This window comes from Streptomyces scopuliridis, from assembly GCF_042790125.1.
GTDB classification, from domain to species: domain Bacteria; phylum Actinomycetota; class Actinomycetes; order Streptomycetales; family Streptomycetaceae; genus Streptomyces; species Streptomyces scopuliridis_A.
The window spans coordinates 456,672-482,233 of the sequence record NZ_JBHTZS010000002.1 but is presented as its reverse complement, the minus strand read 5'-3'; the positions used below and the strand labels follow the sequence as shown (position 1 = coordinate 482,233).

General features: G+C 71.4%; 26 protein-coding genes. 12 read left to right on the top strand and 14 right to left on the bottom strand.

Annotation, left to right across the window (positions count from 1 at the left end; genetic code table 11):
- Window positions 1-193 precede the first annotated feature (193 nt).
- The 7 genes from ACFRKB_RS04425 to ACFRKB_RS04395 all read right to left on the bottom strand — a co-directional run bounded on the left by ACFRKB_RS04425 (window position 194) and on the right by ACFRKB_RS04395 (window position 8,445).
- Entirely contained in the window at window positions 194-1,927 is a 1,734-nt protein-coding gene (locus tag ACFRKB_RS04425; RefSeq protein WP_383103289.1) for a dipeptide ABC transporter ATP-binding protein, read from the bottom strand.
- Window positions 1,928-1,989: 62 nt separating this feature from the next.
- Window positions 1,990-2,979, bottom strand: coding sequence for an ABC transporter permease (locus tag ACFRKB_RS04420; RefSeq protein WP_383103185.1), 990 nt, complete (start codon window positions 2,977-2,979; stop codon window positions 1,990-1,992).
- Window positions 2,976-3,974: an ABC transporter permease gene (locus ACFRKB_RS04415; RefSeq protein WP_383103184.1), complete on the bottom strand. Its 999-nt coding sequence runs from the start codon at window positions 3,972-3,974 to the stop codon at window positions 2,976-2,978. Before ACFRKB_RS04415 ends, ACFRKB_RS04420 begins: the two co-directional genes overlap by 4 nt.
- Window positions 3,971-5,695, bottom strand: coding sequence for an ABC transporter substrate-binding protein (locus ACFRKB_RS04410; protein ID WP_383103183.1), 1,725 nt, complete (start codon window positions 5,693-5,695; stop codon window positions 3,971-3,973). Before ACFRKB_RS04410 ends, ACFRKB_RS04415 begins: the two co-directional genes overlap by 4 nt.
- 203 nt (window positions 5,696-5,898) lie before the next feature.
- Window positions 5,899-5,997, bottom strand: a complete 99-nt coding sequence (locus ACFRKB_RS04405) for an Ms4533A family Cys-rich leader peptide (RefSeq protein WP_365747417.1) — start codon at window positions 5,995-5,997, stop codon at window positions 5,899-5,901.
- 67 nt (window positions 5,998-6,064) lie between these two features.
- On the bottom strand, window positions 6,065-7,477 hold the full coding sequence (locus tag ACFRKB_RS04400) for a DUF3152 domain-containing protein (RefSeq protein ID WP_383103181.1): 1,413 nt from the start codon (window positions 7,475-7,477) through the stop codon (window positions 6,065-6,067).
- A gap of 8 nt (window positions 7,478-7,485) precedes the next feature.
- A complete protein-coding gene (locus ACFRKB_RS04395) occupies window positions 7,486-8,445 on the bottom strand; it encodes an alpha/beta fold hydrolase (RefSeq protein ID WP_383103179.1) in 960 nt (319 codons plus the stop codon).
- Between the two features lie 121 nt (window positions 8,446-8,566).
- Between ACFRKB_RS04395 and ACFRKB_RS04390 the strand changes: the two genes are divergently transcribed.
- The 4 genes from ACFRKB_RS04390 (at window position 8,567) to ACFRKB_RS04375 (ending at window position 10,495) form a co-directional block, all read left to right on the top strand.
- The gene (locus tag ACFRKB_RS04390; RefSeq protein WP_383103178.1) at window positions 8,567-8,797 is read left to right on the top strand and encodes a hypothetical protein; all 231 of its coding nucleotides are present in this window, start codon (window positions 8,567-8,569) and stop codon (window positions 8,795-8,797) included.
- Window positions 8,798-8,954: 157 nt separating this feature from the next.
- A complete protein-coding gene (locus ACFRKB_RS04385) occupies window positions 8,955-9,596 on the top strand; it encodes a TetR/AcrR family transcriptional regulator (RefSeq protein WP_030352886.1) in 642 nt (213 codons plus the stop codon).
- Window positions 9,597-9,715: 119 nt separating this feature from the next.
- Window positions 9,716-9,943 (top strand): DUF3107 domain-containing protein, encoded by a 228-nt coding sequence (locus ACFRKB_RS04380; RefSeq protein ID WP_383103176.1) that lies wholly within the window; start codon window positions 9,716-9,718, stop codon window positions 9,941-9,943.
- A 276-nt stretch (window positions 9,944-10,219) separates the two neighbouring features.
- Window positions 10,220-10,495, top strand: coding sequence for a hypothetical protein (locus ACFRKB_RS04375; protein WP_383103175.1), 276 nt, complete (start codon window positions 10,220-10,222; stop codon window positions 10,493-10,495).
- A 26-nt stretch (window positions 10,496-10,521) separates the two neighbouring features.
- On the opposite strand, the gene ACFRKB_RS04370 is transcribed toward ACFRKB_RS04375, so the two are convergent.
- On the bottom strand, window positions 10,522-11,271 hold the full coding sequence (locus ACFRKB_RS04370; RefSeq protein WP_383103173.1) for a ferritin-like fold-containing protein: 750 nt from the start codon (window positions 11,269-11,271) through the stop codon (window positions 10,522-10,524).
- A 516-nt stretch (window positions 11,272-11,787) separates the two neighbouring features.
- Between ACFRKB_RS04370 and ACFRKB_RS04365 the strand changes: the two genes are divergently transcribed.
- Window positions 11,788-13,716 (top strand): DEAD/DEAH box helicase, encoded by a 1,929-nt coding sequence (locus ACFRKB_RS04365; RefSeq protein ID WP_383103171.1) that lies wholly within the window; start codon window positions 11,788-11,790, stop codon window positions 13,714-13,716.
- 89 nt (window positions 13,717-13,805) lie between these two features.
- A complete protein-coding gene (locus ACFRKB_RS04360) occupies window positions 13,806-14,648 on the top strand; it encodes an alpha/beta fold hydrolase (RefSeq protein WP_383103169.1) in 843 nt (280 codons plus the stop codon).
- A 74-nt stretch (window positions 14,649-14,722) separates the two neighbouring features.
- Here the strand turns inward: ACFRKB_RS04360 and ACFRKB_RS04355 are convergent, their stop codons facing one another.
- Window positions 14,723-15,634 (bottom strand): NYN domain-containing protein, encoded by a 912-nt coding sequence (locus tag ACFRKB_RS04355; protein ID WP_383103167.1) that lies wholly within the window; start codon window positions 15,632-15,634, stop codon window positions 14,723-14,725.
- Window positions 15,635-15,810: 176 nt separating this feature from the next.
- Here ACFRKB_RS04355 and ACFRKB_RS04350 point away from each other — a divergent pair, with 176 nt between their 5' ends.
- Window positions 15,811-15,963, top strand: a complete 153-nt coding sequence (locus ACFRKB_RS04350; RefSeq protein ID WP_093549992.1) for a hypothetical protein — start codon at window positions 15,811-15,813, stop codon at window positions 15,961-15,963.
- A 94-nt stretch (window positions 15,964-16,057) separates the two neighbouring features.
- Here ACFRKB_RS04350 and ACFRKB_RS04345 read toward each other — a convergent pair whose 3' ends face one another.
- From ACFRKB_RS04345 to ACFRKB_RS04330, 4 genes are all read right to left on the bottom strand, one after another.
- Window positions 16,058-16,663, bottom strand: a complete 606-nt coding sequence (locus ACFRKB_RS04345) for a MarC family protein (protein WP_383103165.1) — start codon at window positions 16,661-16,663, stop codon at window positions 16,058-16,060.
- Window positions 16,664-16,842: 179 nt separating this feature from the next.
- On the bottom strand, window positions 16,843-17,712 hold the full coding sequence (locus ACFRKB_RS04340; RefSeq protein ID WP_383103164.1) for a PHP domain-containing protein: 870 nt from the start codon (window positions 17,710-17,712) through the stop codon (window positions 16,843-16,845).
- A 176-nt stretch (window positions 17,713-17,888) separates the two neighbouring features.
- Window positions 17,889-18,527, bottom strand: a complete 639-nt coding sequence (locus ACFRKB_RS04335) for a DUF6758 family protein (protein WP_383103162.1) — start codon at window positions 18,525-18,527, stop codon at window positions 17,889-17,891.
- A gap of 127 nt (window positions 18,528-18,654) precedes the next feature.
- Window positions 18,655-19,251, bottom strand: coding sequence for a suppressor of fused domain protein (locus ACFRKB_RS04330; RefSeq protein WP_383103161.1), 597 nt, complete (start codon window positions 19,249-19,251; stop codon window positions 18,655-18,657).
- 459 nt (window positions 19,252-19,710) lie between these two features.
- On the opposite strand from ACFRKB_RS04330, the gene ACFRKB_RS04325 reads away from it, so the two are divergent.
- Together ACFRKB_RS04325 and ACFRKB_RS04320 are read left to right on the top strand one after the other, a co-directional pair.
- Window positions 19,711-20,835 (top strand): magnesium and cobalt transport protein CorA, encoded by a 1,125-nt coding sequence (locus tag ACFRKB_RS04325; RefSeq protein ID WP_383103159.1) that lies wholly within the window; start codon window positions 19,711-19,713, stop codon window positions 20,833-20,835.
- Between the two features lie 53 nt (window positions 20,836-20,888).
- Complete coding sequence (locus tag ACFRKB_RS04320) at window positions 20,889-21,431, top strand: hypothetical protein (protein WP_383103157.1); 543 nt, start codon at window positions 20,889-20,891, stop codon at window positions 21,429-21,431.
- Here the strand turns inward: ACFRKB_RS04320 and ACFRKB_RS04315 are convergent.
- Window positions 21,428-22,201 carry a hypothetical protein gene (locus tag ACFRKB_RS04315; RefSeq protein WP_383103156.1) on the bottom strand — a complete coding sequence of 258 codons (774 nt, stop codon included), beginning with the start codon at window positions 22,199-22,201 and terminating at the stop codon, window positions 21,428-21,430. The genes ACFRKB_RS04320 and ACFRKB_RS04315 overlap by 4 nt on opposite strands.
- Before the next feature lie 205 nt (window positions 22,202-22,406).
- Here ACFRKB_RS04315 and ACFRKB_RS04310 point away from each other — a divergent pair, with 205 nt between their 5' ends.
- The 3 genes from ACFRKB_RS04310 (at window position 22,407) to ACFRKB_RS04300 (ending at window position 25,470) form a co-directional block, all read left to right on the top strand.
- On the top strand, window positions 22,407-23,684 hold the full coding sequence (locus ACFRKB_RS04310; RefSeq protein WP_383103154.1) for a magnesium transporter MgtE N-terminal domain-containing protein: 1,278 nt from the start codon (window positions 22,407-22,409) through the stop codon (window positions 23,682-23,684).
- Between the two features lie 67 nt (window positions 23,685-23,751).
- A complete protein-coding gene (locus ACFRKB_RS04305; RefSeq protein WP_383103287.1) occupies window positions 23,752-24,267 on the top strand; it encodes a DUF1003 domain-containing protein in 516 nt (171 codons plus the stop codon).
- 42 nt (window positions 24,268-24,309) lie between these two features.
- Window positions 24,310-25,470 (top strand): Mrp/NBP35 family ATP-binding protein, encoded by a 1,161-nt coding sequence (locus ACFRKB_RS04300; protein WP_383103152.1) that lies wholly within the window; start codon window positions 24,310-24,312, stop codon window positions 25,468-25,470.
- Window positions 25,471-25,562 lie beyond the last annotated feature (92 nt).

Genomic DNA, 25,562 nt, shown 5'->3' with positions numbered 1-25,562 from the left:
ACACCCCCACCCCCCCGCCGTCGCTGGCGCGGCCCCCGCAGCCCCCTCCAGCCGCGCGGCCCCCCCCCCCCCCCCGGGGGGGGGGGGGGGGCCGGCGGGGCCCCCCCCCCCACCACCGGAAGGGGTGAATGCACGTAACTTTCCCGTACCGGAAGCGTTTTGTCGCGCTACGGAACGGACCGGATACATGGGGTCAGGCCACGGCCATCCCCTCGGCGGGCACGGGGAGGGTCCCGCGGGCCGAACGGCGGGCCGCCGCGAGCGCCGGATCGAGGGCGGGCACGGCGGCCAGCAGCTGTCGGGTGTACGCCTCGGCAGGCGTCCCGTACACCTCCTCGACCGTCCCCTGTTCCACGATCCTGCCCTCCCGCATGACGGCGACCCGGTCGCTGACCTGCCGTACGACCGCGAGGTCATGGGCGATGAAGACCAGCGCCAGGCCCAGCTCACGCTGGAGTTCCGCCAGCAACGCGGTGACCTGCGCCTGTGTGGTCACATCCAGCGCGGAGACGGGCTCGTCGCAGACGATGAGCCGCGGCTCGGCGGCCAGCGCCCGCGCGATCCCGACGCGCTGGCGCTGCCCGCCGCTGAACTCGTGCGGATACCGGTCGTACCGGTCGGGATCGAGCCCGACCCGGTCCAGCAGTTCCCGTACGCGCGCGACGATCCGGCGTTCGTCCAGCAGCCCGGCGGCCCGCAGCGGATCGGCCACGGACTCACCGATCGGACGGCGCGGATTGAGCGAGGAGACCGGATCCTGGAACACCATCTGCAACTCGCTCCGGTAGGGGCGCAGTTCCTTCTCGGACGCCGTCGCGATCTCCGTGCCCCGGTAGCGCAGCCCGCCGGCCGACGGGTCGAGCAGCCGTACCAGCAGCCGCCCCAGGGTGGTCTTGCCGCTGCCGCTCTCGCCGACGATGCCAAGGGTCTCGCCGGGACGGACGGTGAGCGAGACCCCGTCCACGGCGGTGACGGTCCGCCGCCCCCGCCGGAACTCCCGCCGCAGGCCGACGGCTTCGAGCAGCGGCTCGCCCACGGGCTCGCGCTCACGCTCGGACCCTGGCCGCGGCTCGGCCGAAGAAGCCGCCGCCAGGGGTGTGTCCACGCGCGGCACCGCCGCCAGCAGCGCGCGCGTATAGGTGTCCCGGGGCGCTCCCAGCACCTCGGCCACCGGCCCGCGCTCCACCTCCCTTCCGTGCCGCATCACCAGCACCTCGTCCACGCTCTCCGCCGCGACCCCCACGTCATGGGTGACCAGCAGCAGTCCCATGCCGGTCTCGTGGCGCAGATCATGGAGCAGGTCGAGGATCTGCGCCTGGACGGTGACGTCCAGGGCGGTGGTCGGCTCGTCCGCGATCAGCAGCCGCGGCTCACAGGCCAGCGCCATCGCGATCAGCGCGCGCTGGCGCATGCCGCCGCTGAACTCGTGCGGCCTGGCCCCGGCCCGGCGCGCCGCGTCCGGGATGCCGACCCGGTCGAGGACCTCGACGGCCCGCGCGCGGGCGGCCCGCCACGTGGCGTCCGTATGGACCCGGTAGACCTCGGCGATCTGGTCGCCGACCGCGTAGTACGGGTCCAGGGACGACAGCGGGTCCTGGAAGACCATCGCGGCCACCGCGCCGCGCAGCGCGCGCAGTGAACGGTCGGAGGCGGCGCCCACGTCCGTACCGCCGACGCGTACCGTCCCGCCGACCCGCGCGCCGGTCCCCCGGTGCAGCCCGAGCAGGGCGCTCGCGACGGTGCTCTTGCCGCTGCCCGACTCGCCGACCAGGCCGAGCGCCCGGCCGGCGGCGAGCTCGAACGAGAGCCCGTCCACGGCCCGTACGGTCCCGGCTCCGCCGCCCGGCTCCCCGGCCGGGAAGTCGACGGTGAGGCCGTCCACGAGGATCAGCCGCTCCGTCACACCTACCGCATCCGTCACACCCACCGCATCCGCTACATCCACCACGTCCGCTACATCCACCGCATTCGCCGGATCCGGCACATCCGTCACAGCAGAGCCACCCTTCGGTCGGCCGCCGCGTAGAGCAGATCGGCCACGACATTCGCCAGGACGACGGCCGTGCCGGTCACCAGCACCACCCCCACCACCACCGGCACATCGACCACCCGTACCGCGTCGACCAGCGTCTTCCCGATGCCGGGGATGCCGAAGAGGGTTTCGGTGAGCACGGCACCGCCCACGACCGTGCCGAGGTCGTTCGCGGTGAGCGCGATGACGGGCGGTACGGCGCCGCGCAGCGCGTGCCGTCCGACGACCGCCCGCTCCCCGACGCCATACGCGCGAAACGTACGGATATGGTCCTCGGCCAGCGTCTCCAGCGTCGAACTCCGCGTCAGCCGCGCGTATTTGGCGCTCTCGAAGAAGCCGAGGGTGAGCCAGGGCAGCAGCAGGTTCCACGCCCACTGCTCGGGGTCCTGGGAGAGCGGTACATACGACGGGAACGGCAGCCAGCGCAGATACGCGCAGACCGCCATCAGAAGCAGCAGCCCGAGGATGAAGACGGGCATGCCGGTCCCGGCGAGGGTGAGCACGGTCAGCGCGCGCTCGGTGATCCCGCCGCGCCGCAGCGCGGAGAGCAGTCCGGTGCCGACCCCGATGACCAGCCAGATCACCATCGCGCCGAGCGCGAGCGAGAGTGTCGCGGGCACCCGCTCCAGGATCAGCCGGGTGACCTGCTGGTCGGTCTTGTACGAGAAGCCGAGGCAGGGCGCGTCGCAGTGCAGTACGGCCGTACCGGTCGAGTAGTCCCGCCCGGCGACGATGCCCTGGAGGAAGTGCCCGTACTGCGTGAACACCGAGGCGTCCAGGCCGAGCCGCTCCCGTATCTGCGCGACCTGCTGGGTGGAGCAGCGCTCCCCGCAGGCGAGCCGGGCCGGGTCGCCCGGTACGAGATAGAAGAGCGCGTACACGGCGACGGAGAGCACGAGCAGGACGAGCAGCGCGCCTCCGAGCCGTTTGAGCAGATAGCGCGTCATGAGGCCGTTTCCTTGAGCGGGGTGGCGGCGGTGCCGTCCGTGCGGGCGCGGCGTCCCGCGCGTGTCCCGACCCGCAGCCGGCTCGCCTCGCGCGGATCGAGCGCGGTGCGCACCGCGTCACCCAGCACGGTGAAGGCGAGGACCGTCACGAACAGCAGCCCGGCGGGGAGCAGTACGTACATCGGGTCCGCGCGGAACCAGGTCTGCGCGGTCGACAGCATCTGTCCCCAGGACGGCGTCGGCGGTGTGACCCCGACCCCGAGGAAGGACAGCGACGCCTCGATCACGATGTTCGAGGGCAGCAGGATCGCGCCGTAGGTGAGGACGGGCGCGGCGAGGGAGGGCAGCAGCTCGCGCCGCGCCACCCGTACCTCCCCTGAGCCGCCGAGCCGGGCGGCGGCCACGAAGTCGAGCTGCTTCAGGGTCAGCGTCTGCGCCCGTACGATCCGGGCCGTACCGCCCCAGTTGAGCAGCCCGATGACCAGGATCAGCAGCAGGGGGCGCGGAAAGTCCGCCGGTACGACGGCCGTCAGGGCGATGGCGAGCACCAGCATCGGCAGCGCGACCATCACGTCCGTGACTCTGCTGAGGAAGGTGTCGAGCAGCCGGTTGCCGAGCCCGGCGGCGAGGCCGACCGCGACCCCGATCAGCACCTGTACGGCCGTGGCGCCGACCGCGACCAGCAGCGAGACCCGGGCCCCGTACAGCAGCCGTACGAACAGATCCCGCCCGGTGCCGGGTTCGACCCCGAGCCAGTGGTCCCCGCTCATCCCGCCGAAGGAGCCGATCGGCACACCGCCGCGCGCCGAGTCCACGAGCGCGTCGTGGTACGAGTTGGCGTCCTGGCCCTCGATCGCGGCGAGCAGCGGCGCGGCGAGCGCCAGCACCAGGAGCAGGACGAGGACGCCCCCGGCCACCACGGCCGAGGGGCGTCCGCGCAGCCGCCGCCACACCTGCCGGGCGCCCGAGGCGCCCGTGGCAACGGCGGTGCTCACTTGACCGCGACCTGCGAGATGTCGAGAACGCCGGTCCAGTCGCTGATCACGATGTTCTTGACGTCCTTGCCGTACAGCCGCTTGTAGACCGGGTGGAAGAGCGGGACGTCGAGCGCCTGCTCACCGATCTTCTTGTCGAGGGCGCCCCAGCGCTTGGCCGCCGCGCTCAGCTCGGTCAGCTTGTTGATCTCGTCGATCTCCTTGTTGACCGACGGGTCGTCGAGCTGCGCGTGGTTGAAGTTGGAGCCGTCCTTGACGATCTGCCGGCCGTCGAAGATCGGCGCGAGGAACGGACCGCCGGACGGCCAGTCCGCGCCCCAGCGGGAGAGGAAGAAGCCGGGCGAGTCCTTGACGCTCCAGCGCGCCTCGTTGAACGCGTTGGGTTCGAGGCCCTGGAGCTTGACGGTGATCCCGGCCTGCTTCAGGGCTTCCTGGACGGCGGTGGCGACCTCGGGGCTGGTCTCCCGGTTCTGGGCGGTGGAGTGGGTGAGCGAGATCGTCAGCCCGTCGGCGTACCCGGCCTCCTTCAGCAGCTCCTTCGCCTTGGCCGGGTCGCCGGTCTTCCCCGCCGGGAAGTGGTCGTAGGGCGTGTACCCGAAGGCCGGCTGCTCGGGGAGGAAGGTGGTCGCGGGCTCGGCGAGCGCGGAGCCGCCGGCCGCGTTGATCACGCTGGTGCGGTTGATGGCGTACGAGATCGCCTGGCGCACCTTGGGGTTGTCGAACGGCTTCACCTTCGGGTTGAAGGCCAGGTAGTTGGTGTAGCCGAAGTGTCCGGTGCCCACGCGCGCGGCGAGCTCCTTGTCGCTGCCGATCTGGGCCAGCTCGGCGGGTCCGAGGTTGGTGTCGGTGGTGACGGCGGCGGCGTCGGCGCCGGAGCTGGTGGCGAGCCGCTGGTTGATGACGGCGGCGTCGAGCCCGGCCCGCACATCGATGGTGTCGGGGTAGGCGTGCCGCTCCTCGTCGGTCTTCTCCGACCAGTGCGGGTTGCGCTCCAGGACCAGATGCTGGCCGTCGCCCTCGTTCTTGACGACCTTGTACGGGCCCGAGGAGACGGGGTGTTCCTCGTACCGGGCGCCGGTGTCCTTGGCCTTCGGCACGGGCGCGAACTGCGTCTGGGTGGCGACGAACGGGAAGTCGCCCTCGGGCTTGTCGAGCTTGAAGACGATGGTCCTGGCGTCGGGCGTCTCGATCGAGGCGAGGCCCTTCTTGTCCTTGTACGGGCCCTCGTAGTCGGCGCCGCCGATCAGCCAGTCGCGCAGATAGGGGGCGCCGCCGGAGAGCTCGGCGGCGAAGGAGCGCTCGATCCCGTATTTGATGTCGGCGGTGGTGATGGGGGTGCCGTCCTCGAACTTCAGCCCCTCCTTGAGGGTGTACGTCCACTCGGTGGCGTCCGCGTTCGGGCGCCCGGTGTCGGTGGCGAGGTCGGGGACGACCTTGGTGCCGGCCGCGCCGTCCTCGCGGTTGCGGGTGGTGAGCGTACGGAAGACCAGCGAGGGGACGTTGCCGCCGCCGGAGGTGTAGAGCCGCGCCGGGTCGAAGTCGCTCTGGGCCTCGGTGTTGAGCACCGAGAGCGTGCCGCCCTTCTGGGGCTTGCCCGTGCCCGCGCCGTCGGCCTTGGCATCGTTGTCCTGGGGACCCGCGCAGGCGGCGGCGCCCGCTGCCACGACCAGGCTGACGGCTGCCGCGGCCACGCGGCGGGATATGACGGACGGTTGACGCATCGGAGGGGGCCTCTCGGTGAGCTGCGCGAGCAGGGCGCAGACAGAACGGGACAAAAGGCGCTGAACGCCCAGGAGTCCGCGCAGGCGAGAGCGGCGGGGAGGAGAACGGAAGACCGGCACGGCACGCCTGCGTACGGAACACATACGCCCGGGCGCGGAGATGCACGGCGAAAGGAAACGGCCGACGCGCGCTCGGGCAGGCGTCAGCGACAGTGAATGTCGGCCACGCACAGCGCGGTCACACCGATGAGCGTCAGCTCAATGGCGGTGCGGCCGGAGGCGGCGGCGCGGCGGGGCGACATGCCGAGAAATATGAACGACCCCGCGTGCGATGTCAACGCGGTGCGCGGCGGTTATGAGACGGCCATCTCAACTGTCGGGAAAGACCCAGGGATTCGGCTTGCACTCGATCCCCCCGATGTCCAGCGACTTGGTCTGCTGCTGCATCACCGGAGCGAGCGCACCGGGCGTGTGGCAGCTCACATGGTTGTGTCCGAGCCGGTGCCCGACCTCGTGGTTGATCAGCATCTGCCGGTAGCTGAACATCGCCTTGTCGCCGAAGGTCTTCGCGCCCTGAGCCCAGCGGAAGGCGTTGATCATGACGCGGTCGGTCGAGGCCGAGTCGCAGGACACATTGTCGATGGTCGTGTCGAGACCGGACTTGGCGCACCAGACGCCGGTGGTCCCCGGGCTCGCCAGCGTGATCACGAAGTTGGCCTTGCCGCTGGAGATCCGTTCGAAGGTCATGGCGCCGTTGTGGGCCCAGCTCCGGTCGTCGTTCAGGGTCTTCTGGATCGCTTCGGCGAAGAGGCCGCCGTCCAGCCCGAGCCCGTTCTCGATGTCCACGCGGTAGAGGAACTTCTGTCCCTTGCCGGGCGCCTTGTCGAGACCGGGTACGGCGGTGAAGTCGCCCGAGGCCGTCAGCTTCGGATCGAGCGGGAACTGCTGTGTCATCAGCTGCGCGTAGGTGGGGCGCGGGGTCGCGGCGGCGGACCGCGACGGGGTGGGCCGGCCGTCGGAGCGCGAGGCGTCATCGCTCCCACTGGCGCGGTCGGTGCCGTCGGCGGCCCGCGCGCCGGATGGTTCCGTGGCGCCGTCGGTGACCTGCCCGGCCACGATGACCGCGAGGACCGTGGTCACCGCCGCGGCGGCGATCCCGGTGAGCGCGCGTCCCTTGCCGCCTCTGGCGGGCTCCGCCGAATCCGGCTCGGTTTCGCCGCCGCCGGGGCCGTCGGCGCCGCCGTCCCGGTCACCGGTGGGGTGCGGGCCGGGCGCGCCCTCCTCCGTGACGGCGGTACGGGAGGCCGGGACGCCGAAGGCGTTGAACGCGTCGTCGTCGAACGCCTCGACGAACTCGCGGCGCGGGCCCGGGATCCGCGGAGCGGCGGGCGCCGGAGCCATGGGCGCCGAACTCCCGGGCGTACGCGGCTGCTTGGGCGGCGCGGACGCGGGCGGGGCGGACGCAGGCGGGGCCGACGCGGGCGGCGCGGAGGCAGCGGGAGCGGCGTCGCGCGCAGCGCCGCGGCGCTGCTCACCGCCCCAGCCACCGCCGGCCTCACGCTGCTCGGGGTGACCGCCTCGCACCTGCGGCACGCCCTGCGCGGGGGTGGCGTACGCCGGGCCGCCGTGCTGCTGTTCCGGGTCCGCGTCCCGGCCGTCCGCGGCGCGCCTGCGCCGCCCCTTGCCGGATCCGGCCGGCGCCGGGTCGGGTTCGTCCGCCGTGACCGCGGCCGTGGACCGCGCGCCCTGAGGTGCGGGGCCCTTGCGGCTGTGTCGTCCCACGCCCCGGATCAGCTCCTGTCGTAGTCATCGATGAGTTCCCGGCACGCCTGCGCGACCTGCCTCGGGTACTCCATCATGGCAACATGTCCGGCGTCGGGGAGGGTCAGCAGCCGGGAACCGCGGAAGGCGACCGCCGCCCTGCGGGCCATACGGTACGAAACAAGCAGATCCCGCCCACCGTAGACGAGCAGCGTCGGCGCCAGCACCCGTTCGGCCTGCCGCCACAGCCCGTGTTGACCGCCCAGGGTGTACGCGTTGACGATACCGCGCGCCGAGTTGGTCATCGCGTCCCAGAAATAGGGCAGTTGAAGCCGTCGCTCCATCTCCCGCACCGCGTGGGCCAGATCCTCCTCGGTGACCGACGAGGGGTCGCCGTAGGTGAGCCCCATCGCGCCGCGGGTGCGCTGCTCCGCCGTCCAGTCCCGGGTCAGCCGGCCGAACAGCGAGGCGACACCGGGGACCGCGAGCAGCGCGGTCGGCAGCGCGGTGCGCTGCACCCGGAGCTCCGGCAGCGCGGGCGAGACCAGCGTCAGGGTCCGCACGAGATCGGGCCGGGCCGCCGCGACGCGCGTGACGACGGCGCCGCCGAGTGAGTTGCCGAAAAGATGTACGGGACCGCGCGCCTCGGCGTCCAACAGCCGGATCACCGCGCGGGCATGACCGGTGATGGAGTAATTCCCGTCGTCCGGCGGCGGCGAGTCCCCGAAGCCGGGCAGATCGACCGCCTCGCCGTCGACGACGTCCGCCAGGAGCGGCATCATCGCCGACCAGTTCTGCGAGGAGCCCCCGAGCCCGTGCACGTACAGCGCGGGCGGCGCCCCGGCACGGGACGCGGGCCGCGACCGCACGGTCAGCGTCAGCCCGGGAAGCGCGACGGAACGAAGCCGCTCCCCGTCCGCGACCCGTACGGGGCTCACCTTCGGCGCGACGGCGGCGGCAATGGTTTCCGGCAGCTCGGTCGACGACATGCCGCAATGTTACGAGACGATCACGCCCCGGTCCGTGTGTTCGCCGTCACAAGCCGCCTGGCGTCGCACATCCCGTGCTCATAGGCTCTTAAGGAGAGCTCTCAGGGAGAAAGGGCACGCCATGGCGGTTGACCCCAGGGATCCCGAAACCTTCGAGACGAACGGCGAGGAAGAGGCGGCCGAGCGGGACGAGGAGGTCCCCGAGGCCGACGCCGCGGAACAGCACACGGACGTACGCCCCGCGGGCGACGAACCCCTGACCCGTATCGACCGGGACAGGGCGAACGAGGCGGACGCGGCGGATCAGGCGCGGGCGGTCGGGACCGACGAGGACGACGACTACCGTCCGTGACCGGGCGGGCCGGAGTCGCGCGATCAAGGGCGAGGTGCGCCCGCCGGAGGCGACCGGACCCCAAAAAAACAGGTCCTCACCACGCACAGCCGGGTTACCCAAAAGTACGATGGCCAGGCGGCGCACAGCGCGCACGGAACGAATTTTGGGAGGCGGCGTGACAGCCATAGAGCAGACAGAGGCGGCGCGCCCGCGAGGCACGCGCCTGCCGCGTCGCGCCCGACGCAATCAGCTGCTGGGCGCGGCTCAGGAAGTGTTCGTCGCACAGGGCTACCACGCGGCCGCGATGGACGACATCGCCGAGCGGGCCGGCGTCAGCAAGCCCGTCCTCTATCAGCACTTCCCCGGAAAGCTGGAGCTGTATCTCGCCCTGCTCGACCAGCACTGCGAGAGCCTGCTCCAGGCGGTCCGTACGGCGCTCGCGTCCACGACGGACAACAAGCTGCGCGTCGAGGCCACGATGGACGCGTACTTCGCCTATGTCGAGGACGAGGGCGGCGCGTTCCGCCTGGTCTTCGAGTCGGATCTGACGAACGAGCCCGCGGTGCGCGAGCGCGTCGACCGGGTCGCGCTCCAGTGCGCGGAGGCCATCTCCGACGTGATCGCGGAGGACACCGGGCTCTCCAAGGAGGAGTCCATGCTGCTGGCCGTGGGGCTCGGCGGCGTCTCGCAGGTGGTGGCGCGCTACTGGCTCTCCAGCGAGTCCGCGATCCCCCGCGACCAGGCGGTCCGGCTCCTCACCTCGCTGGCCTGGCGCGGGATCGCCGGCTTCCCGCTGCACGGCAGTGAGCAGCACTGAACGGCGGGTTTCGCTGCGGGCGTTCCCCGCGACGTCTTCCGGATGGTCACTCCGGGCTAATGTGTGCTGCGTACCGCGCGGCTGGCCGCGCAACGCAGACCGTTCGGAGGGACATAGCCGTGGAGGTCAAGATCGGCGTGCAGCACACGCCCCGCGAGATCGTTCTGGAGAGCGGGCAGACCGCCCAGGAGGTCGAGCGCGCCGTCGCCGACGCGCTGGCCGGCAAGGCGCAGCTGCTCAGTCTCACGGACGAGAAGGGGCGCAAGGTGCTCGTACCGGCCGAGCGGATCGCGTACGTGGAGATCGGTGAGCCGGCCACACGACGCGTCGGATTCGGCGCCCTGTAGTCAGTCATTGTCACTGGTCGGGCACTGGTCACTGTCGTCGCTTCGCTGTCGTCACTGACATCCGGGAACGGCCCGGCGGGAAACCCCCGCCGGGCCGTTCTTCTGTCCGTTCCGCCGTGTCGTTTCCCGGCCCGTTACCCACGAGTTCAGCTATGCGCGTAGCCGCCCTCTCCCGGGGGTCCGAGGAGGGTTGCGTTCCGCGCACTCCGGGTAGTGACGTGCTGGGCCCGAAGGCCCTGAACGCGTGTCACTCCCGGCGTCGTGAGGTGATCAGCAGTGATCTGGGAAGTTCTCGGATCGGTCCTGCTCGGACTCGGTCTTTCGTGGGCCGCCGCCAGCCGGCTGTCCCACCGGCTCCCGGCTCACCGGACGGTGTACACGGCCGGCCCGGTCGGCGCGCTCTTCGGTGCCTATGTGACGCATATGGCGCTCGGCGCCGGCCATGTTCCCGCGACGCTCGTCGGTGCCCTGCTGGTGGGGGCGGTGCTGCTGTCGCTGCTGCTCCGCCCCACGCGGCGCGGGCTGCGCAGGCCCCAGACCTCCGCCTCCTGAGCCGTTCCGCCGGAGGCGCGCGCCTGTCAGGCGGCCAGCCCCAGGGCGGCCATCCGCTTGGTGTGCGCCTCGGTGATCCGGGAGAACATCCGGCCGACCTCCGCGAGATCGAACCCGTCCGCCACCCCGCCCACGAGCATCGTGGAGAGCGCGTCGCGCTCGGCCACCACCCGCTGCGCCTGCGAGAGAGCCTCGCCCATCAGCCGGCGTGCCCAGAGCGCCAGGCGCCCGCCGACGCGCGGCTCCGCCTCGATCGCGGCGCGCACCTTCTCGACCGCGAAGTTGCCGTGTCCCGTGTCGTCCAGTACGGCGAGCACCAGCGCGCGGGTGTCGGTGTCCAGCCGCGCGGCCACCTCACGGTAGAAGTCGCTGGCGATCGAGTCGCCCACGTACGCCTTGACGAGACCCTCCAGCCAGTCCGACGGCGCGGTCAGGCGGTGGAAGTCGTCGAGCGCCTTCGCGAACGGCTCCATCGCGCCGGTCGGCTCGGCGTCGATCGTCCGCAGCCGGTCGTTCAGCCGCTCGAAGTGGTGGAATTCGGCGGCGGCCATTTTCGCCAGGGCGGCCTTGTCGGCGAGGGTCGGCGCGAGCTTGGCGTCCTCGGCGAGCCGCTCGAAGGCCGCCAGCTCCCCATAGGCGAGCGCTCCGAGCAGATCCACGACCGCGGCGCGGTACTGCGGCTCGGCGGAGGCCGTCGTGTCCCAGTCCTGGGCGGCGATCCCGGTGGGTTCCTCGGCTGCGGATGCGGGCGTGGTGGCGTTGTCGGGCGTCTCCATGGACCGCACAATAGCCCGCTCTTCGCGCCGCGTAAGGGCCTGGTCAGACACTGTGGTCACACCGTTCCGACGAATTCGCCCAACACACATGCGCGATTCCGGGGTACAGTGGTAATGCGCCTGCCGAATATGTCGGTGGGCGATCGCAGTGTTACACAGTGTTTGAACGAGGGTAGTCCCTCGTGCAGGCCCCATGAGGATGCCCGGTCGGTGGCCCGATCGGCTCCGACCCGACCGCCCTCCGCGCGGATCGTACGCACAGCAGCGTGCGGCCGCAGATGAGGGGCCCCCTCAGCGGTTCGAGCGCTCGAGCGACGGCAGTGGTCCCGCGCCATCCGGCCAATCCACGGCCGGCCGAGTACCCAGGTGCGGTACGACCCCCAGCGTTCGCCTCGTGCCGCGTCTCACAGAAGAGGCAGCACCCTGACTACGACTTTCCGAGACCTCGGAATCCTCCCCGAGACAGCCGAAGCGCTAGAAGCCGTCGGCATCCTGTCTCCGTTCCCCATCCAAGAGATGACGCTCCCCGTCGCGCTTTCCGGCAAGGACGTCATCGGACAGGCCAAGACCGGCACGGGCAAGACGCTCGGCTTCGGTCTGCCGCTCCTGGAGCGCGTCACGGTCCCCGCGGACGTCGAGTCCGGCCGGGCCGTGCCGGAGAAGCTCACCAACGCCCCGCAGGCGCTCGTCGTCGTTCCCACCCGCGAGCTGTGCACGCAGGTCACCAACGACCTGCTGACCGCCGGCAAGGTACGTAACGTCCGGGTCCTGGCGATCTACGGCGGCCGTGCCTACGAGCCGCAGGTCGAGGCCCTCAAGAAGGGCGTCGATGTGATTGTCGGCACCCCGGGGCGGCTGCTCGACCTGGCGGGCCAGAAGAAGCTCGATCTCTCCCATGTGCGCGCGCTCGTCCTGGACGAGGCCGACGAGATGCTCGACCTGGGCTTCCTGCCCGACGTCGAGAAGATCATCCAGCTGCTGCCGCCCAAGCGGCAGACGATGCTGTTCTCCGCGACGATGCCGGGCGCGGTCATCGGCCTCGCCCGCCGTTACATGTCGCAGCCCACGCACATCAGCGCCACCTCGCCGGACGACGAGGGCGCGACCGTCGCCAACACGACGCAGCGCGTCTACCGCGCCCACTCCATGGACAAGCCGGAGATGGTCGCCCGCATCCTCCAGTCCGAGGGCCGCGGTCTGGCGATGATCTTCTGCCGTACGAAGCGCACGGCCGCCGATATCGCCGACCAGCTCGCCCAGCGCGGCTTCGCCTCCGGCGCGGTCCACGGCGACCTGGGCCAGGGCGCCCGCGAGCAGGCGCTGCGCGCCTTCCGCAACGGCAAGGTCGATGTGCTCGTCTGCACCGATGTCGCCGCGCGCGGTATCGATGTCGAGGGCGTCACGCATGTCATCAACTACCAGTCGCCGGAGGAGGAGAAGACCTACCTCCACCGCATCGGCCGCACGGGCCGGGCGGGCGCGTCCGGTACCGCCGTCACGCTCGTCGACTGGGACGACATCCCGCGCTGGCAGCTGATCAACAAGGCGCTGGACCTCGGCTTCCCGGACCCGCCGGAGACGTACTCCACGTCCCCGCATCTGTTCGAGGAGCTGAACATCCCCGCCGGGACCAAGGGCGTCCTGCCGCGCGCGGAGCGTACGCGCGCCGGGCTGTCCGCGGAGCGGGTCGAGGACCTCGGCGAGACGGGCGGCCGCGGCCGTAAGTCCGCCGCCCCCGCCGCGGCGGTACGGGAAGAGCGCCCGGCCCGTACGCGCGCCCCGCGCCAGCGCCGCCGCACCCGTGGCGGGACCCCGCTGGAGGCGACCGGTACGGCGGTCGCGGTCGAGCCGCGGTCCGAGGCCGAGGAGCCCCAGTTCCAGACCGCGGTGCCGATGGACGTGGAGCGGCCCGCCGCGACGCGTACCCCGCGCCGTCGCCGCCGTACCCGCGCCGGGTCCGCCTCCGAGGCGCCGGCCGTGGAGACCGCGGCGGAGCCGGTCCTCGCGGATCCGGTCGTCGCGGAGCCCGTCGTCGCCGAGCCCGTCGTGCCGGAGCCGGAGGCGGAGCCCGTGGCCAAGCCGCGCCGCCGCCGCACCCGGGCCGCGAAGCCCGCCGCCGACACGGCCTCGACGGTCGAGAAGGCCGCGGTGACGGAGCCGGCCGACGCCCCCGAGGCGCCCGTCGCCGAGACCAAGCCGCGCCGCCGCACCCGCGTCGCCAAGTCCGTGGCCGAGGCCGCGGAGTCGGCGGCGGTGGAGTCGGCGGACGCCAAGGCCGAGGCTCCCGTCGCGGAGGCCAAGCCCCGTCGCCGTACCCGCGTCGCCAAGCCGGCCGCCGAGGCGGCGGAGTCAGCGGCGGTGGAGGCACCCGAAGCGGACTCGGAGGCGCTGCCCAAGCCGCGCCGCCGCCGTACGCGCACGACAGCGGCGAAGACCGAGAGCTGACGTACGCGCGCACCACAGCCGGATGGCCCGACGCCCCTTCAAGGGGGTGCCGGGCCATCGGCTTTCCGGAGCGCCGTTAGCCTCTTCGCATGAGCCGGCCGCCCACGTTCGTCCCGCCCCCCTGTGCCCGTGCCCGTACGCTCGCGACCCGTCGCGGGCCCTTCGCCACGCTCGACGCGCGGCCCGCCGGGGAGCCGCGCGGCACCGCGCTGATGCTCCCCGGGTTCACCGGGAGCAAGGAGGACTTCATCGCGCTGCTGGAGCCGCTCACCGGGGCCGGCTACCGGGTCGTCTGCGTGGACGGCCGGGGCCAGTACGAGACCGAGGGCCCGGACACCGAGGACGGCTACGCGCAGAGCGGGCTGGCCGCCGACGTGCTGGCGCAGGCGGAGGCGCTCGGCTCCCCCGTACACCTCCTCGGGCACTCGCTGGGCGGTCTGATCGCCCGCGCCGCCGTGCTGCTCGACCCGAGTCCGTTCGTCACGCTGACGCTGCTGTCCTCCGGGCCCGCACGGGTCTCACCGGCCCAGCGGGAGCGGGCCGAGCTGCTCAGCGGGGCGCTCAGGACCATGACGATGCGGCAGGTCTGGGAGGTCATGCGCTCGACGGATCCCCCCGAGGAGACCGCGATCGACGGGGAGGATCTGCGCAGGCGCTGGCTCCTCACCCGGCCCGCCCAGCTGATCGCCACCGCACGGCAGTTGAGCGTGGAGCCGGACCGGGTGGACGAGCTGGCCGCCGTACAGCCGCTGCCCAAGCATGTGATGTCCGGCGAACGGGACGACACCTGGCCGGTGCCCTGGCTGGACGAGATGGCGCGGCGGCTCGGCGCCCGCCGGACGGTCATCGAGGGCGCCCAGCACTCGCCGAACACCGACCGGCCGCTGGAGACCGCCGCCGCGCTCAGGGACTTCTGGGACACCCACGGCTGAGCGCGGCGCCGGCTGAGCGCCGCCCGGGAAGGGTCACCGGAACGGCGCCGGGCCGGCCCTCCGTACGTCGACCCTCAGTACTGCGACTGCAAGTGCTGCCAGAAACCGTCCCGCAGCGACCGCCGCAGCATCGCATGGCCCCGTAGCGACCGCTGGAGCAGCTTCTCCGCCTCGATCAGCAGATCCTGGTCCACCGGGCCCGGCAGATACGGATGGCCCGGCAGCAGCTCGGCCATGGCTTCCCGGCCGCGCTCCGCCAGCCAGGTCGCGGCGATCTGCGCGCCGATGAACCGCACCTGGTCGCGGGAGGGCGGCGGCTCGCCCTCGTGCTCGTACGTGGTGACCGGGCGCCGGGTCACATACGGCTTGCAGAAGTCCAGGTCGAAGGTGCGCTGGCTGTCGACCTCCCACAGCAGCGGCTCGGCCTGATTGCGCCCCTCGCCCGCCTCTATCCCCCAGAGGTGCACCCGCGCGCCGTACCCCTGGGCCGCCTCGACGGCCGAGACCAGGTCCTCGTCGCCGCCGACCAGCGCCGCGTCACTGATGGCGCGGTGCCTGGCGAGCGATTCGAGATCCGTACGGATCAGGGAGTCGACGCCCTTCTGCTGGTTGTTGGCGTTGAGGTTGCCGAGCCGGACCTTGACGTCGGGCAGTTCGGCGATGGACTGCTGCTCCGAGGTGTGGATGCGGCGCCTGGCGCCGTCGTACCAGTACACGCGGAGCAGCCGGCTGTCCGCGAAGATGATCCGGGCCTTGTCGATGAAGGCCTCGATGAGCCCCTCGGCGTCCAGATCGAAGGCGCGCCGGTCCTCGGTGCCCGCGACAAGCAACCCGGCCGCAGCATAGACGTAACCGGCGTCGACGAAAATGGCATGCGTGGACGGAGTCTTGGCGACCTCGGCGAGCATGCGCTGGAGCAGCTGGTTGGTGCGCTCCAGACGGGCGCCGATGTCAGCGATCTCTGGGTTGGTCTCTGCCTCGCTCATACACCGTTCATTCTCTGCGGACGCGATCGTACCCGCCAGTAGTTAGCCACCCGAAAATTTTCCTTAGCGTAGGGAATGTTTGCAGAGGGCAAGCCGTTGTACCCCGATGTAACTGCCGACGGCTCCGCCCGTCACCCATAGTTCTCCAGCAGGAGGATCAGACGAAGGGAGAAGCCTTGCGCTTCGAAATCATGCGACTCGACGATGTTGACGGCACCGCTGTCGACAGCACCGTCGTGGACGCCGCCTCCGTCAACCGGATCGTGCAGCAGGCCGCCGCGATGGGCCAGCGCATCTATATCCGCCCGGCCGAAACCTCGGCCTCGTAACCCCGTATCCCTTCGCGGCGCATACGACAGCGACCGACCGCGAACCGACGAAGCGCCCCTGTACGGATCACTCGTACGGGGGCGCTGCCCATGGTCAGGCGCCCTGGATCACCTGGGTGACGCCGTTGATGATCTGCTGAACGGCAATGGCCGAAAGCATCATCCCGGCCAGCCGGGTCACCAGCACCACTCCCCCGTCCTTGATCAGCCGGATGATCAGCAGCGAGTAGCGCATCGTCAGCCAGAGCACGACATGCATCGCGATGATCGCCGCCCAGACCGAGACCCGCTCCGAGGCGCGGTCGGCGTGCTGTACGGCGAGGATGACGGACACGATCGCGCCGGGTCCGGCGAGCAGCGGCATGCCCAGCGGGACGAGCGCGACATTGACGTCCTTCGTCTGCTGGGGCTCGTCGGTCTTCCCCGTCAGCAGATCCAGCGCGATGAGCAGCAGGAGCAGCCCGCCGGCGATCATCAGCGCCGGTACGGAGACATGCAGATAGTCCAGGATCTGCTGGCCCAGCAGCCCGAAGACGGTGATCACCCCGAAGGCGACGGCCACCGCCTGCCAGGCCATGGCCCGCTGGACCTTGGCGGGCCGGCCGGAGGTGAGGGCGAGGAAGATCGGGGTGATCCCGGGCGGGTCCATGATCACGAAGAGCGTGAGGAAGAGGGAGCCGAAAACGGCGAAGTCGAACACAGTGAGGGCCTTGCGAGACGTAGAGATGCCAGTGATGAGGGGAAACGCGCGCGGTGAGGGCGCGACCGCGCCGTGAAGCAGCCGGTTCGGGCCGTGAAACAGCCGGTTCGGCAGGGGAGGCGGTACGGCTGGACTTAGGGCCAGACGCCGCAGACCCGCGAAGATCCGCCGGACAGGCCCTAGGCGCGTCCGCCCGCGCCCGGCACCGGGAAGGCGCCGGAGGCCCGCCGGGTGATCTCGCCGTAGATCTCCGGGTCGGTCGTACAGGCGCCGAGTTCCACGAACTTGCGGCTGCCGTGGTAGTCGCTGGATCCGGTGGGCATCAGGCCGAGTTCGGCGGCCAGTGCGCGCAGCCGGGCGCGGGTCGGCGCGTCGTGGTCGACGTGATCGACCTCGATGCCGTCGAGCCCGGCGGCGGCGAGCCGGACGATGGCGGACTCGGGCACGACCCGGCCGCGCTTGACGGCCTGCGGATGCGCGAACACGCTGACCCCGCCCGCGGCCTTGACCAGGCGGATCGCCTCGAAGGGGTCGAGTTCGTGCTTCTGCGCGTACGCGCGCCCGCCGTCCGCGAGCCACTCCGGGGTGAAGGCGTCGGAGACGGTCGCGACGACGCCGAGTTCGACGAGGGCGGTGGCGATGTGCGGGCGGCCGAGGGAGGCGTCGCCCGCGATGCGTGTCACCTGCTCCCAGGTGATCGGGACGCCCAGCTCCTGGAGCTTGCGGACCATCGTCCGCGCGCGCGGGACGCGGTCGTCCCGTACCAGCTCACGCTCTTTCAGCAGCTCCGGCTCGTCCGGGTCGAAGAGATACGCCAGCAGGTGCAGGCTGATGCCGTCGAGCCGGCAGGACAGCTCCGCGCCGGTGACGAGGGTGAGGTCCCGGTCGAGGCCCGGCAGCGCGGCGATCGCCTCGGCGTGGCCGCGGGTGGTGTCGTGGTCGGTCAGCGCGATGACGTCGAGCCCGGCGGCGGCGGCGTTGCGCACCAGCTCGGCCGGGGTGTCCGTACCGTCCGAGGCCGTGGAGTGGGTGTGCAGATCGATACGCACGACGCGTCACTCCGGAGGTTCGGGACGGACAGGGGGACGCTCAAGGATAACGGCACACCGGGAGGGCCCAGGACGGGCCGCCCGCGCCCGCCGGCCGGACGGACAGGCCGTCAGCGCGGCACCGCTCAGGAGAGCGGGTCCGTCAGGAGAGCGGGTCCGTCAGGAGAGCGGGTCCGTCAGGAGAGCAGCCGGGGCGACAGGGCCCCGCAGGGCAGCAGCTCGATCTCCGCGCCCACGTCCCGCAGATCGGTCAGCACCACCTCGTCGTAGAGCAGCAGCCCCGACTGTTCCGGCCAGACGATCGCCCACAGCCACAGCCCGAGCGCCTCGCCCGCGAAGACCGCGCGGTCCTCCGGGGCGTCGGCGACATGCCAGAGCGGGGTGGGCCGGCCGGCCGCGAGCAGCTTGGTCTGCGGTGGCTTGTCGACGCATATGGCGGGGCCCGGGTCCGGGCCGTCGATCCCCGCGTAGCGCGCGCCGAGCCCCACGCCCAGCTCCTCCGCGACGAGCAGCAGCTCCCCCACGCCGCCGAGCGGCCCCGGTCCGGAGCACGCGACGGCGGTGGCACGTCCGCCGCTGCGGTCGTCGCCCGCGTACGCCACGCCGGTGAAGAGCCAGCCGACGGGCAGCGGCCAGGGCATCCACACCGGCACCCGGGCGCGGTGCACCACCACGCTGAGGGCCTCGACGCTGGGCGGTATCACGGGCTGCAGTGGATATACGGCGCCATGTACATCGCACTGCCAGGAGTCGGCGAAGAGGCCGGGCGCCCTGACTCGGCCACCGCACTTCGGGCAACTGGGTTCGCCCCTCATAGCGCCCCACGGTCCTCCCCGGCCGACGCCGCGTCAAGGACGATCACCCGTCCGGTCAGAGTCCGGACACCCAGAGTGCCGGTCCGCTCCCGGTGTGAGTCCGCTCTCGGTCCAGGGGCCACGGATCTCAGTCCAGGGGCACGGAGGCGCGCAGCGGGTCGCGCAGGTCCGTGCCCCGCGCGAGCCAGCGCTCCTCAAGCTCCCGCGCGCCCCTGACCCGCTTCCACGCCGCCTCATGGGGCGTCATCGGCAGCAGCGGCAGAAACCGCACCGGCTCCAGCGGCGCGTCCAGCTCCAGATCCGCCACCAGACCGCCCGGCTCACCGACCAGTACGGAGCTGAAGGGCGCCCCGGGCCACAGCGGCTCACCGAGGTCCAGCGAGCTGCCCGGCGCCACGACCACGCCCTCGACCTGCGGAGACGCGGCCAGCACGGCCAGTGGACGGAGTACCTGATCGGTGTCGGCGAGCCCGGCGCGCATCGACAGGACGAGTTCGGCCCGCGGCCCCTTCTCGGGATCGGCGAGCAGCGCCGACGGGTCCGCCATCGGCTGCGCCGACATCCCGAGGGTGGCGTACCGCACCACACCGGAACCGCCCTGGGAGTCCAGGAAGCGCAGCACCTCGAAGCGGTCCGTCCCGAGAAAGGTCACCGCGGCACGGGCGTCCGGCTCGCCCAGCGCCGTACGCAGCCGGGCCTCGACCAGATCAAGAATTTCTCCCATCCGGTGAGCATAGATCGCGTAAGGATTGGGCAAGGGACGGAGTTGGCCCCCAGTCTGCTGATAGTCTTGGCCGCTGGTCGGGACAGCACGCAGAAGCGTCGCTCTCTTGTCCCGACGACACGTCATCCCCTACGGGGGACCGGCCGGAGGAGGTGGGGCTGCGGTGGATCGAAGTCACCCGGCCAGTACCAGCCGCTCTTCCGCACGGACCTCTCGTCCGGTGATCTGACGCCCCGTTCCCCGGGCCCGCGGCGGTTCGCACGATGGAAGAGCACCTCTCTCAGTGCCTGAGAAGTACCTGAGCAGTATCTGAGTCTCTGCTGTCTGTCTCTGCCTGTCTGTAGCGAACGCCGTCACCGCGACCCCGCGGTGCCGCCCGCTTTGCGGACGTACGCATCACGTCCCCATTCCGGGCTGTGCCACGCCCTCGCCGACGGCCTCTCCGTGAAGGAGCCCGCCATGTCGATGATCCGTGACCTGCGCGCAGCGGTCCGCCCGTCCCTGCGCAGGACCAAGCCCGCGTACAGCAAGTACGACACGTATGACGCCACCCGTGACCCCTCCGCGTCGAGCGCGGTCGTCGACTGCGCGGTCTACCGCGACGGCCGGCGGGTCACCGAGCACCCCTGTGTCACCCCGCACGAGGCGATGCTGCGGGTGCGCGAGGGCGGCGGCTTCGCCTGGATCGGCCTGCACGAGCCGACCGAGGAGGAATTCGCCGGTATCGCCGCCGAGTTCGGGCTGCACCCGCTGGCGGTGGAGGACGCGGTGCACGCGCACCAGCGGCCCAAGCTGGAGCGGTACGACGACACCCTGTTCACCGTCTTCAAGACCATCCACTACGTCGAGCACACCCGGCTCACCGCGACCAGCGAAGTGGTCGACACCGGTGAGGTCATGTGCTTCACCGGCCGGGACTTCGTCATCACCGTCCGGCACGGCGGCAAGGGCTCGCTGCGCGCGCTGCGCCACCGGCTGGAGAGCGATGCCGAGCTGCTCACCAAAGGGCCCTCGGCCGTGCTGCACTCCATCGCGGACCATGTCGTCGACGGGTACGTCGCGGTGGCGGCGGCCGTGCAGGACGACATCGACGAGGTCGAGATCGATGTGTTCTCGGCGCCGGCCAAGGGCAGTCCGCGCGGCTCGGACGCCGGGCGGATCTACCAGCTCAAGCGCGAGGTGCTGGAGTTCAAGCGGGCCGTCTCGCCGCTGCTGCGGCCGATGCAACTGCTGAGCGAGCGGCCGATGCGGCTGATCGACCCGGACATCCAGAAGTACTTCCGCGATGTCGCCGACCATCTGGCCCGGGTGCACGAGCAGGTCATCGGCTTCGACGAGCTGCTGAACTCGATCCTCCAGGCGAATCTGGCGCAGGCGACGGTCGCGCAGAACGAGGACATGCGCAAGATCACGTCCTGGGCGGCGATCATCGCCGTACCGACGGCCGTCTGCGGGATCTACGGCATGAACTTCGAGCACATGCCCGAGCTGGAGTGGAAGTACGGCTATCCCATGGTGCTCGTCGCGATCGGCACCATCTGTCTGACGATCCACCGCACCCTCAAGCGGAACGGCTGGCTCTAGCGGAACGGCCGGCTCTGGGCGAGGCGCCGACGCCCGCTGGATAGGCTGCGGGCATGACAGAACCAGACCTCGGGCCCGGCCTCGGCCAGGTGCTCGTCGAAGAGGCCACCAAGAAGTCGAGCCTCATCTGGGTGCGCGGCTCGGGCCCCGACCGCGCGCTGTGGCACGTATGGCACGAGGGCGCGGCGCTGCTGGTCGGGGACGGTCCCGGGGAGCAGCCGCTCCCCGGGCTCGCGGACGGCGCGGTCGCCGAGGTGACCGTACGCAGCAAGGACAAGGGCGGCCGGCTCGTCGCCTGGACGGCGGCCGTCGCGGAGCTGGCGCCGCACTCGGAGGGCTGGGAGACGGCCGTCGCCGAGCTGAAGGGAAAGCGGCTGAACGCGCCCGACGCCGAGGTGATGACGGAGCGCTGGGCGCGTGAGTGCCGGGTGCTGCGGCTGACGCCCCGGGACGCGATCACCGATCTGCCCGACTCCTCGCTGGCGGCGGCCCCGCTGCCGACCCCGGCGACGACCCGTCAGCCCCTGCCCGCCCCGCTCGGACGGCTCCTGTTCAGGCGCGACAAGAGCAACAAGCGTACGAGCAAGCGCGGTTAGTCGCTGGTGGCAGGCAGCCGGCTGCCGTAGTCGACGGTCTCGCCCTTGGCCGGCGCGGCCAGTTCGAAGTCACGGCCCCAGTCGGCCAGCGAGAGCGTCCCCGCGCCGCCCGCGCGCACCAGTTGCAGCGGGTACGGAGTGCCCTCCAGCGAGACGTCCAGCGTCCCGCCGTCGCCCTCACTGCCGTTGACCTTGATGGTCTTCACGCCGCCGATCCGGTCGCGGGCGCCCTTGTTCAGCTTGCCGTGCAGCGTCAGTATCCCGGCGAGCATCACCTTCATGTCCGTGAAGCCGCTCAGCTGCTTGTACGAGGGGTCCTCCTCCGGGACCTTCACGTACTTGTCCTGGAGCTTGCCCGCGGCCTCGGTGTCCGAACTGCTCGGCTTGGTGGACTCCTTGCCGGACTCGTCGTCCGCGTGGCTCCAGAAACCGGCGTCCGCCTTCAGGAAGAGCGTGTCCTCGATGCGCAGCAGCTGGAAGGTGCTGTTCTTCGAAGTGACGGTGCCGGTCCCGCCGTTCGCCTTGAGCCGCATATTGAGCTTGTAGGTCTCCCCCTGCGTGACCAGCGTGCCGGAGAGCCTGACGGCGCTCGCCGCGCCCGCGGCGGTCTGGGCCTTTCTCTCGATCTCCGTGGCGGAGAGCTTGCCGACCCCGTTCGTACCCTCGTCCGGATCCTCACCGCATGCCGTGAGAACCGCGGCCAGCCCCACGCAGAACGCGACGGGGAGGGCGACCCGGCGGGCACGGCCGGACGACAGGAGAACGGTCACAGACGCACTGCCTCTCAAACGCGGCTGGGGGTGGCAGACCGCAGCGTACCCGGGCCGGAGGCACCTCTCGACAGAGAGCCGCACAGACGTCGCGGGAAGGCCGTACGGACGGATCCGTCAGGGCATACCGCAGCGGTACGGGCTAGCCTGAACCCGTTATCCCGCCGGATAGAAGGACAACCGCGGACGAAGGAGGCGCTGGAGAATGGCGGCAGGCGCCCCCCGGATCTTCGTCTCGCATCTCGCCGGTGTGGCCGTCTTCGATCCCACTGGGGACCAGGTGGGCCGGGTCCGCGATCTCGTGGCGATGCTGCGGGTCGGCGGCCGTCCGCCGAGGCTGCTCGGGCTGGTCGTCGAGGTGCTCAGCCGGCGCCGGATCTTCCTGCCCATGACCCGGGTGACCGGGGTCGAGTCCGGCCAGGTGATCACCACGGGCCTGCTCAACGTACGCCGGTTCGAGCTGCGGCCCACCGAGCGCCTCGTGCTCGGCGAGCTGCTGGACCGGCGGGTGCGGCTCGTGGAGAACGGCGAGGAGGTGACGGTCCTCGATGTCGCCGTCCGTCAGCTGCCGGCCCGCCGCGACTGGGAGATCGACAAGGTCTTCGTACGGCGGGGCAGGAAGGGCGGCGCCCTGCGGCGGCGCGGGGAGACCCTGACCGTCGACTGGTCCGCGGTCACCGGCTTCTCGCTGGAGGAGGAGGGGCAGGGCGCCGAGAGCCTTGTCGCCACCTTCGAGACCCTGCGCCCGGTCGATCTCGCCAATGTGCTGCACCATCTGACGCCGAAGCGGCGGGGCGAGGTGGCCGTCGCCCTCGACGACGACCGGCTCGCGGATGTCATGGAGGAGCTGCCCGAGGACGACCAGGTGGAGATCCTCGGCAAGCTCAAGGAGGAGCGCGCGGCCGACGTGCTGGAGGCGATGGACCCGGACGACGCGGCCGACCTCCTCTCCGAGCTGCCCGAGAGCGACAAGGAACGGCTGCTCACGCTGATGCGGCCGGGCGACGCCGCCGATGTGCGGCGGCTGATGGCGTACGAGGACCGCACGGCCGGCGGTCTGATGACGACCGACCCGATCGTGCTGCGCCCCGACGCGACGGTGGCGGAGGCGCTGGCGCGGGTACGGCTGCCGGACCTCTCCCCCGCGCTCGCGGCGCAGATCTATGTCTGCCGGCCGCCGGACGAGACGCCGACGGGCAAGTATCTGGGTACGGTGCACTTCCAGCGGCTGCTGCGGGATCCGCCGTACACGCTGGTCAGCTCGATCGTCGACAGCGATCTGCCGCCGCTCGCGCCGGACACCCCGCTGCCCGCGATCACCAGCCATCTCGCCGCGTACAACATGGTCGCGGCGCCGGTGGTGGACGAGAGCGGATCGCTCCTGGGCGCCGTGACCGTCGATGACGTACTCGACCACCTGCTGCCCGACGACTGGCGGGAGACCGGCTACCACGGCATGGAAGAGGCGGCCCGTGGCCAATGAGCGCCCCGACAGGGAAGCCGGCCGGGAGCGCGCGAGGACCGGCTCAGGGGCCGGGTCGACCGCGCTGATGCGGGGTGGCCGGGTCAGGCTCGACCAGCCGGCCCCGCCGCGGCGCAAGCTGCTGCCCGAGTACGACCCCGAAGCGTTCGGGGTGCTTTCCGAGCGCATCGCGCGTTTCCTGGGGACGGGCCGCTTCATCGTCTGGATGACGCTGATCATCATCGTCTGGCTCGTCTGGAACGTCACCGCCCCGCGCGAACTGCGCTTCGACCCCTACCCGTTCATCTTTCTGACGCTGATGCTCTCGCTCCAGGCGTCGTACGCCGCGCCGCTGATCCTGCTGGCGCAGAACCGCCAGGACGACCGCGACCGGGTCACCCAGGAGCAGGAGCGCAAGCAGAACGAGCGCTCCATCGCCGACACCGAATATCTGACGCGCGAGATCGCGGCGCTGCGGATCGGCCTGGGTGAGGTCACCACCCGCGACTGGATCCGGTCGGAGCTCCAGGATCTGGTGCGGGACATGGCGGAGCAGCGCGCGCTGCCCCGGGCGGAACCCGGGCGTGAGAAACCCGACCGCTGACGGGCTTTCCGGAGCCGGTACGGATCGCCGTACCATCTCGGTATGGCTACCGACACGTACGGAACCGCCGTCCCCGCGGAAGAAGCGGTGCGCGAAGCGCTGGCGACGGTGAACGACCCCGAGATCCACCGGCCGATCACCGACCTCGGCATGGTCAAATCGGTGGATATCGGTGCGGACGGTGCGGTGGCCGTCACGGTCTATCTGACGGTTTCCGGCTGCCCGATGCGCGACACGATCACGCGGAGCGTGACCGACGCGGTCGCCCGGGTCGCGGGTGTCACGCGCGTGGACGTGACGCTGGACGTCATGGGCGACGAGCAGCGGCGCGAGCTGGCGGCGTCGCTGCGCGGCGGCACCGCCGAGCGCGAGGTGCCGTTCGCCCAGCCCGGCTCCCTGACCCGGGTGTACGCGGTGGCGTCGGGCAAGGGCGGTGTCGGCAAGTCCTCGGTGACGGTCAACCTGGCCGCCGCGATGGCGGCCGACGGGCTGAAGGTCGGTGTGGTCGACGCGGACATCTACGGGCACAGCGTGCCGCGGATGCTCGGCGCCGACGGCAGGCCCACCCAGGTCGAGAACATGATCATGCCGCCGTCGGCGAACGGCGTGAAGGTGATCTCCATCGGGATGTTCACCCCGGGCAACTCACCGGTCGTCTGGCGCGGTCCGATGCTGCACCGCGCGCTCCAGCAGTTCCTCGCGGACGTCTACTGGGGCGATCTGGACGTGCTGCTGCTCGACCTGCCGCCGGGCACCGGCGATATCGCGATCTCGGTGGCGCAGCTCGTGCCGAACGCCGAGATCCTGGTGGTCACCACCCCGCAGCAGGCCGCGGCCGAGGTCGCCGAGCGGGCCGGTTCCATCGCCGTACAGACCCATCAGAAGATCGTCGGTGTGGTCGAGAACATGTCGGGCCTGCCGTGCCCGCACTGCGACGAGATGATCGATGTCTTCGGCACCGGCGGCGGCAAGCTGGTCGCCGAGGGGCTGACGAGGACGACCGGCGCCGAGGTGCCGGTGCTCGGCGCGATCCCGATCGACGTACGGCTGCGGGAGGGCGGCGACGAGGGCAAGCCCATCGTGCTCTCCGACCCCGACTCGCCGGCCGCCACCGCGCTGCGCGGGGTCGCGAGCAAGCTGGGCGGCCGGCAGCGCGGCCTGGCGGGCATGTCGCTGGGGATCACCCCGCGCAACAAGTTCTGAGACGGGACCGGACCGCTCAACGGCTCAACGGCTCAACGGCTCAATGACTCAACGGCCCAACGGGTAAGGGGCGACCGCCCATTGCGGTCGCC

Coding starts and splice junctions, on each gene's coding strand:
- ACFRKB_RS04355 (WP_383103167.1), bottom strand. CDS start 15,634: ATGAGCGAGGCAGAGACCAACCCAGAGATCGCTGACATCGGCGCCCGT.
- ACFRKB_RS04300 (WP_383103152.1), top strand. CDS start 24,310: ATGGCTACCGACACGTACGGAACCGCCGTCCCCGCGGAAGAAGCGGTG.
- ACFRKB_RS04405 (WP_365747417.1), bottom strand. CDS start 5,997: ATGTCGCCCCGCCGCGCCGCCGCCTCCGGCCGCACCGCCATTGAGCTG.
- ACFRKB_RS04410 (WP_383103183.1), bottom strand. CDS start 5,695: ATGCGTCAACCGTCCGTCATATCCCGCCGCGTGGCCGCGGCAGCCGTC.
- ACFRKB_RS04305 (WP_383103287.1), top strand. CDS start 23,752: ATGCGGGGTGGCCGGGTCAGGCTCGACCAGCCGGCCCCGCCGCGGCGC.
- ACFRKB_RS04395 (WP_383103179.1), bottom strand. CDS start 8,445: ATGTCGTCGACCGAGCTGCCGGAAACCATTGCCGCCGCCGTCGCGCCG.
- ACFRKB_RS04420 (WP_383103185.1), bottom strand. CDS start 2,979: ATGACGCGCTATCTGCTCAAACGGCTCGGAGGCGCGCTGCTCGTCCTG.
- ACFRKB_RS04370 (WP_383103173.1), bottom strand. CDS start 11,271: ATGGAGACGCCCGACAACGCCACCACGCCCGCATCCGCAGCCGAGGAA.
- ACFRKB_RS04320 (WP_383103157.1), top strand. CDS start 20,889: ATGACAGAACCAGACCTCGGGCCCGGCCTCGGCCAGGTGCTCGTCGAA.
- ACFRKB_RS04310 (WP_383103154.1), top strand. CDS start 22,407: ATGGCGGCAGGCGCCCCCCGGATCTTCGTCTCGCATCTCGCCGGTGTG.
- ACFRKB_RS04330 (WP_383103161.1), bottom strand. CDS start 19,251: ATGGGAGAAATTCTTGATCTGGTCGAGGCCCGGCTGCGTACGGCGCTG.
- ACFRKB_RS04390 (WP_383103178.1), top strand. CDS start 8,567: ATGGCGGTTGACCCCAGGGATCCCGAAACCTTCGAGACGAACGGCGAG.
- ACFRKB_RS04335 (WP_383103162.1), bottom strand. CDS start 18,527: ATGAGGGGCGAACCCAGTTGCCCGAAGTGCGGTGGCCGAGTCAGGGCG.
- ACFRKB_RS04365 (WP_383103171.1), top strand. CDS start 11,788: ATGACGCTCCCCGTCGCGCTTTCCGGCAAGGACGTCATCGGACAGGCC.
- ACFRKB_RS04360 (WP_383103169.1), top strand. CDS start 13,806: ATGAGCCGGCCGCCCACGTTCGTCCCGCCCCCCTGTGCCCGTGCCCGT.
- ACFRKB_RS04325 (WP_383103159.1), top strand. CDS start 19,711: ATGTCGATGATCCGTGACCTGCGCGCAGCGGTCCGCCCGTCCCTGCGC.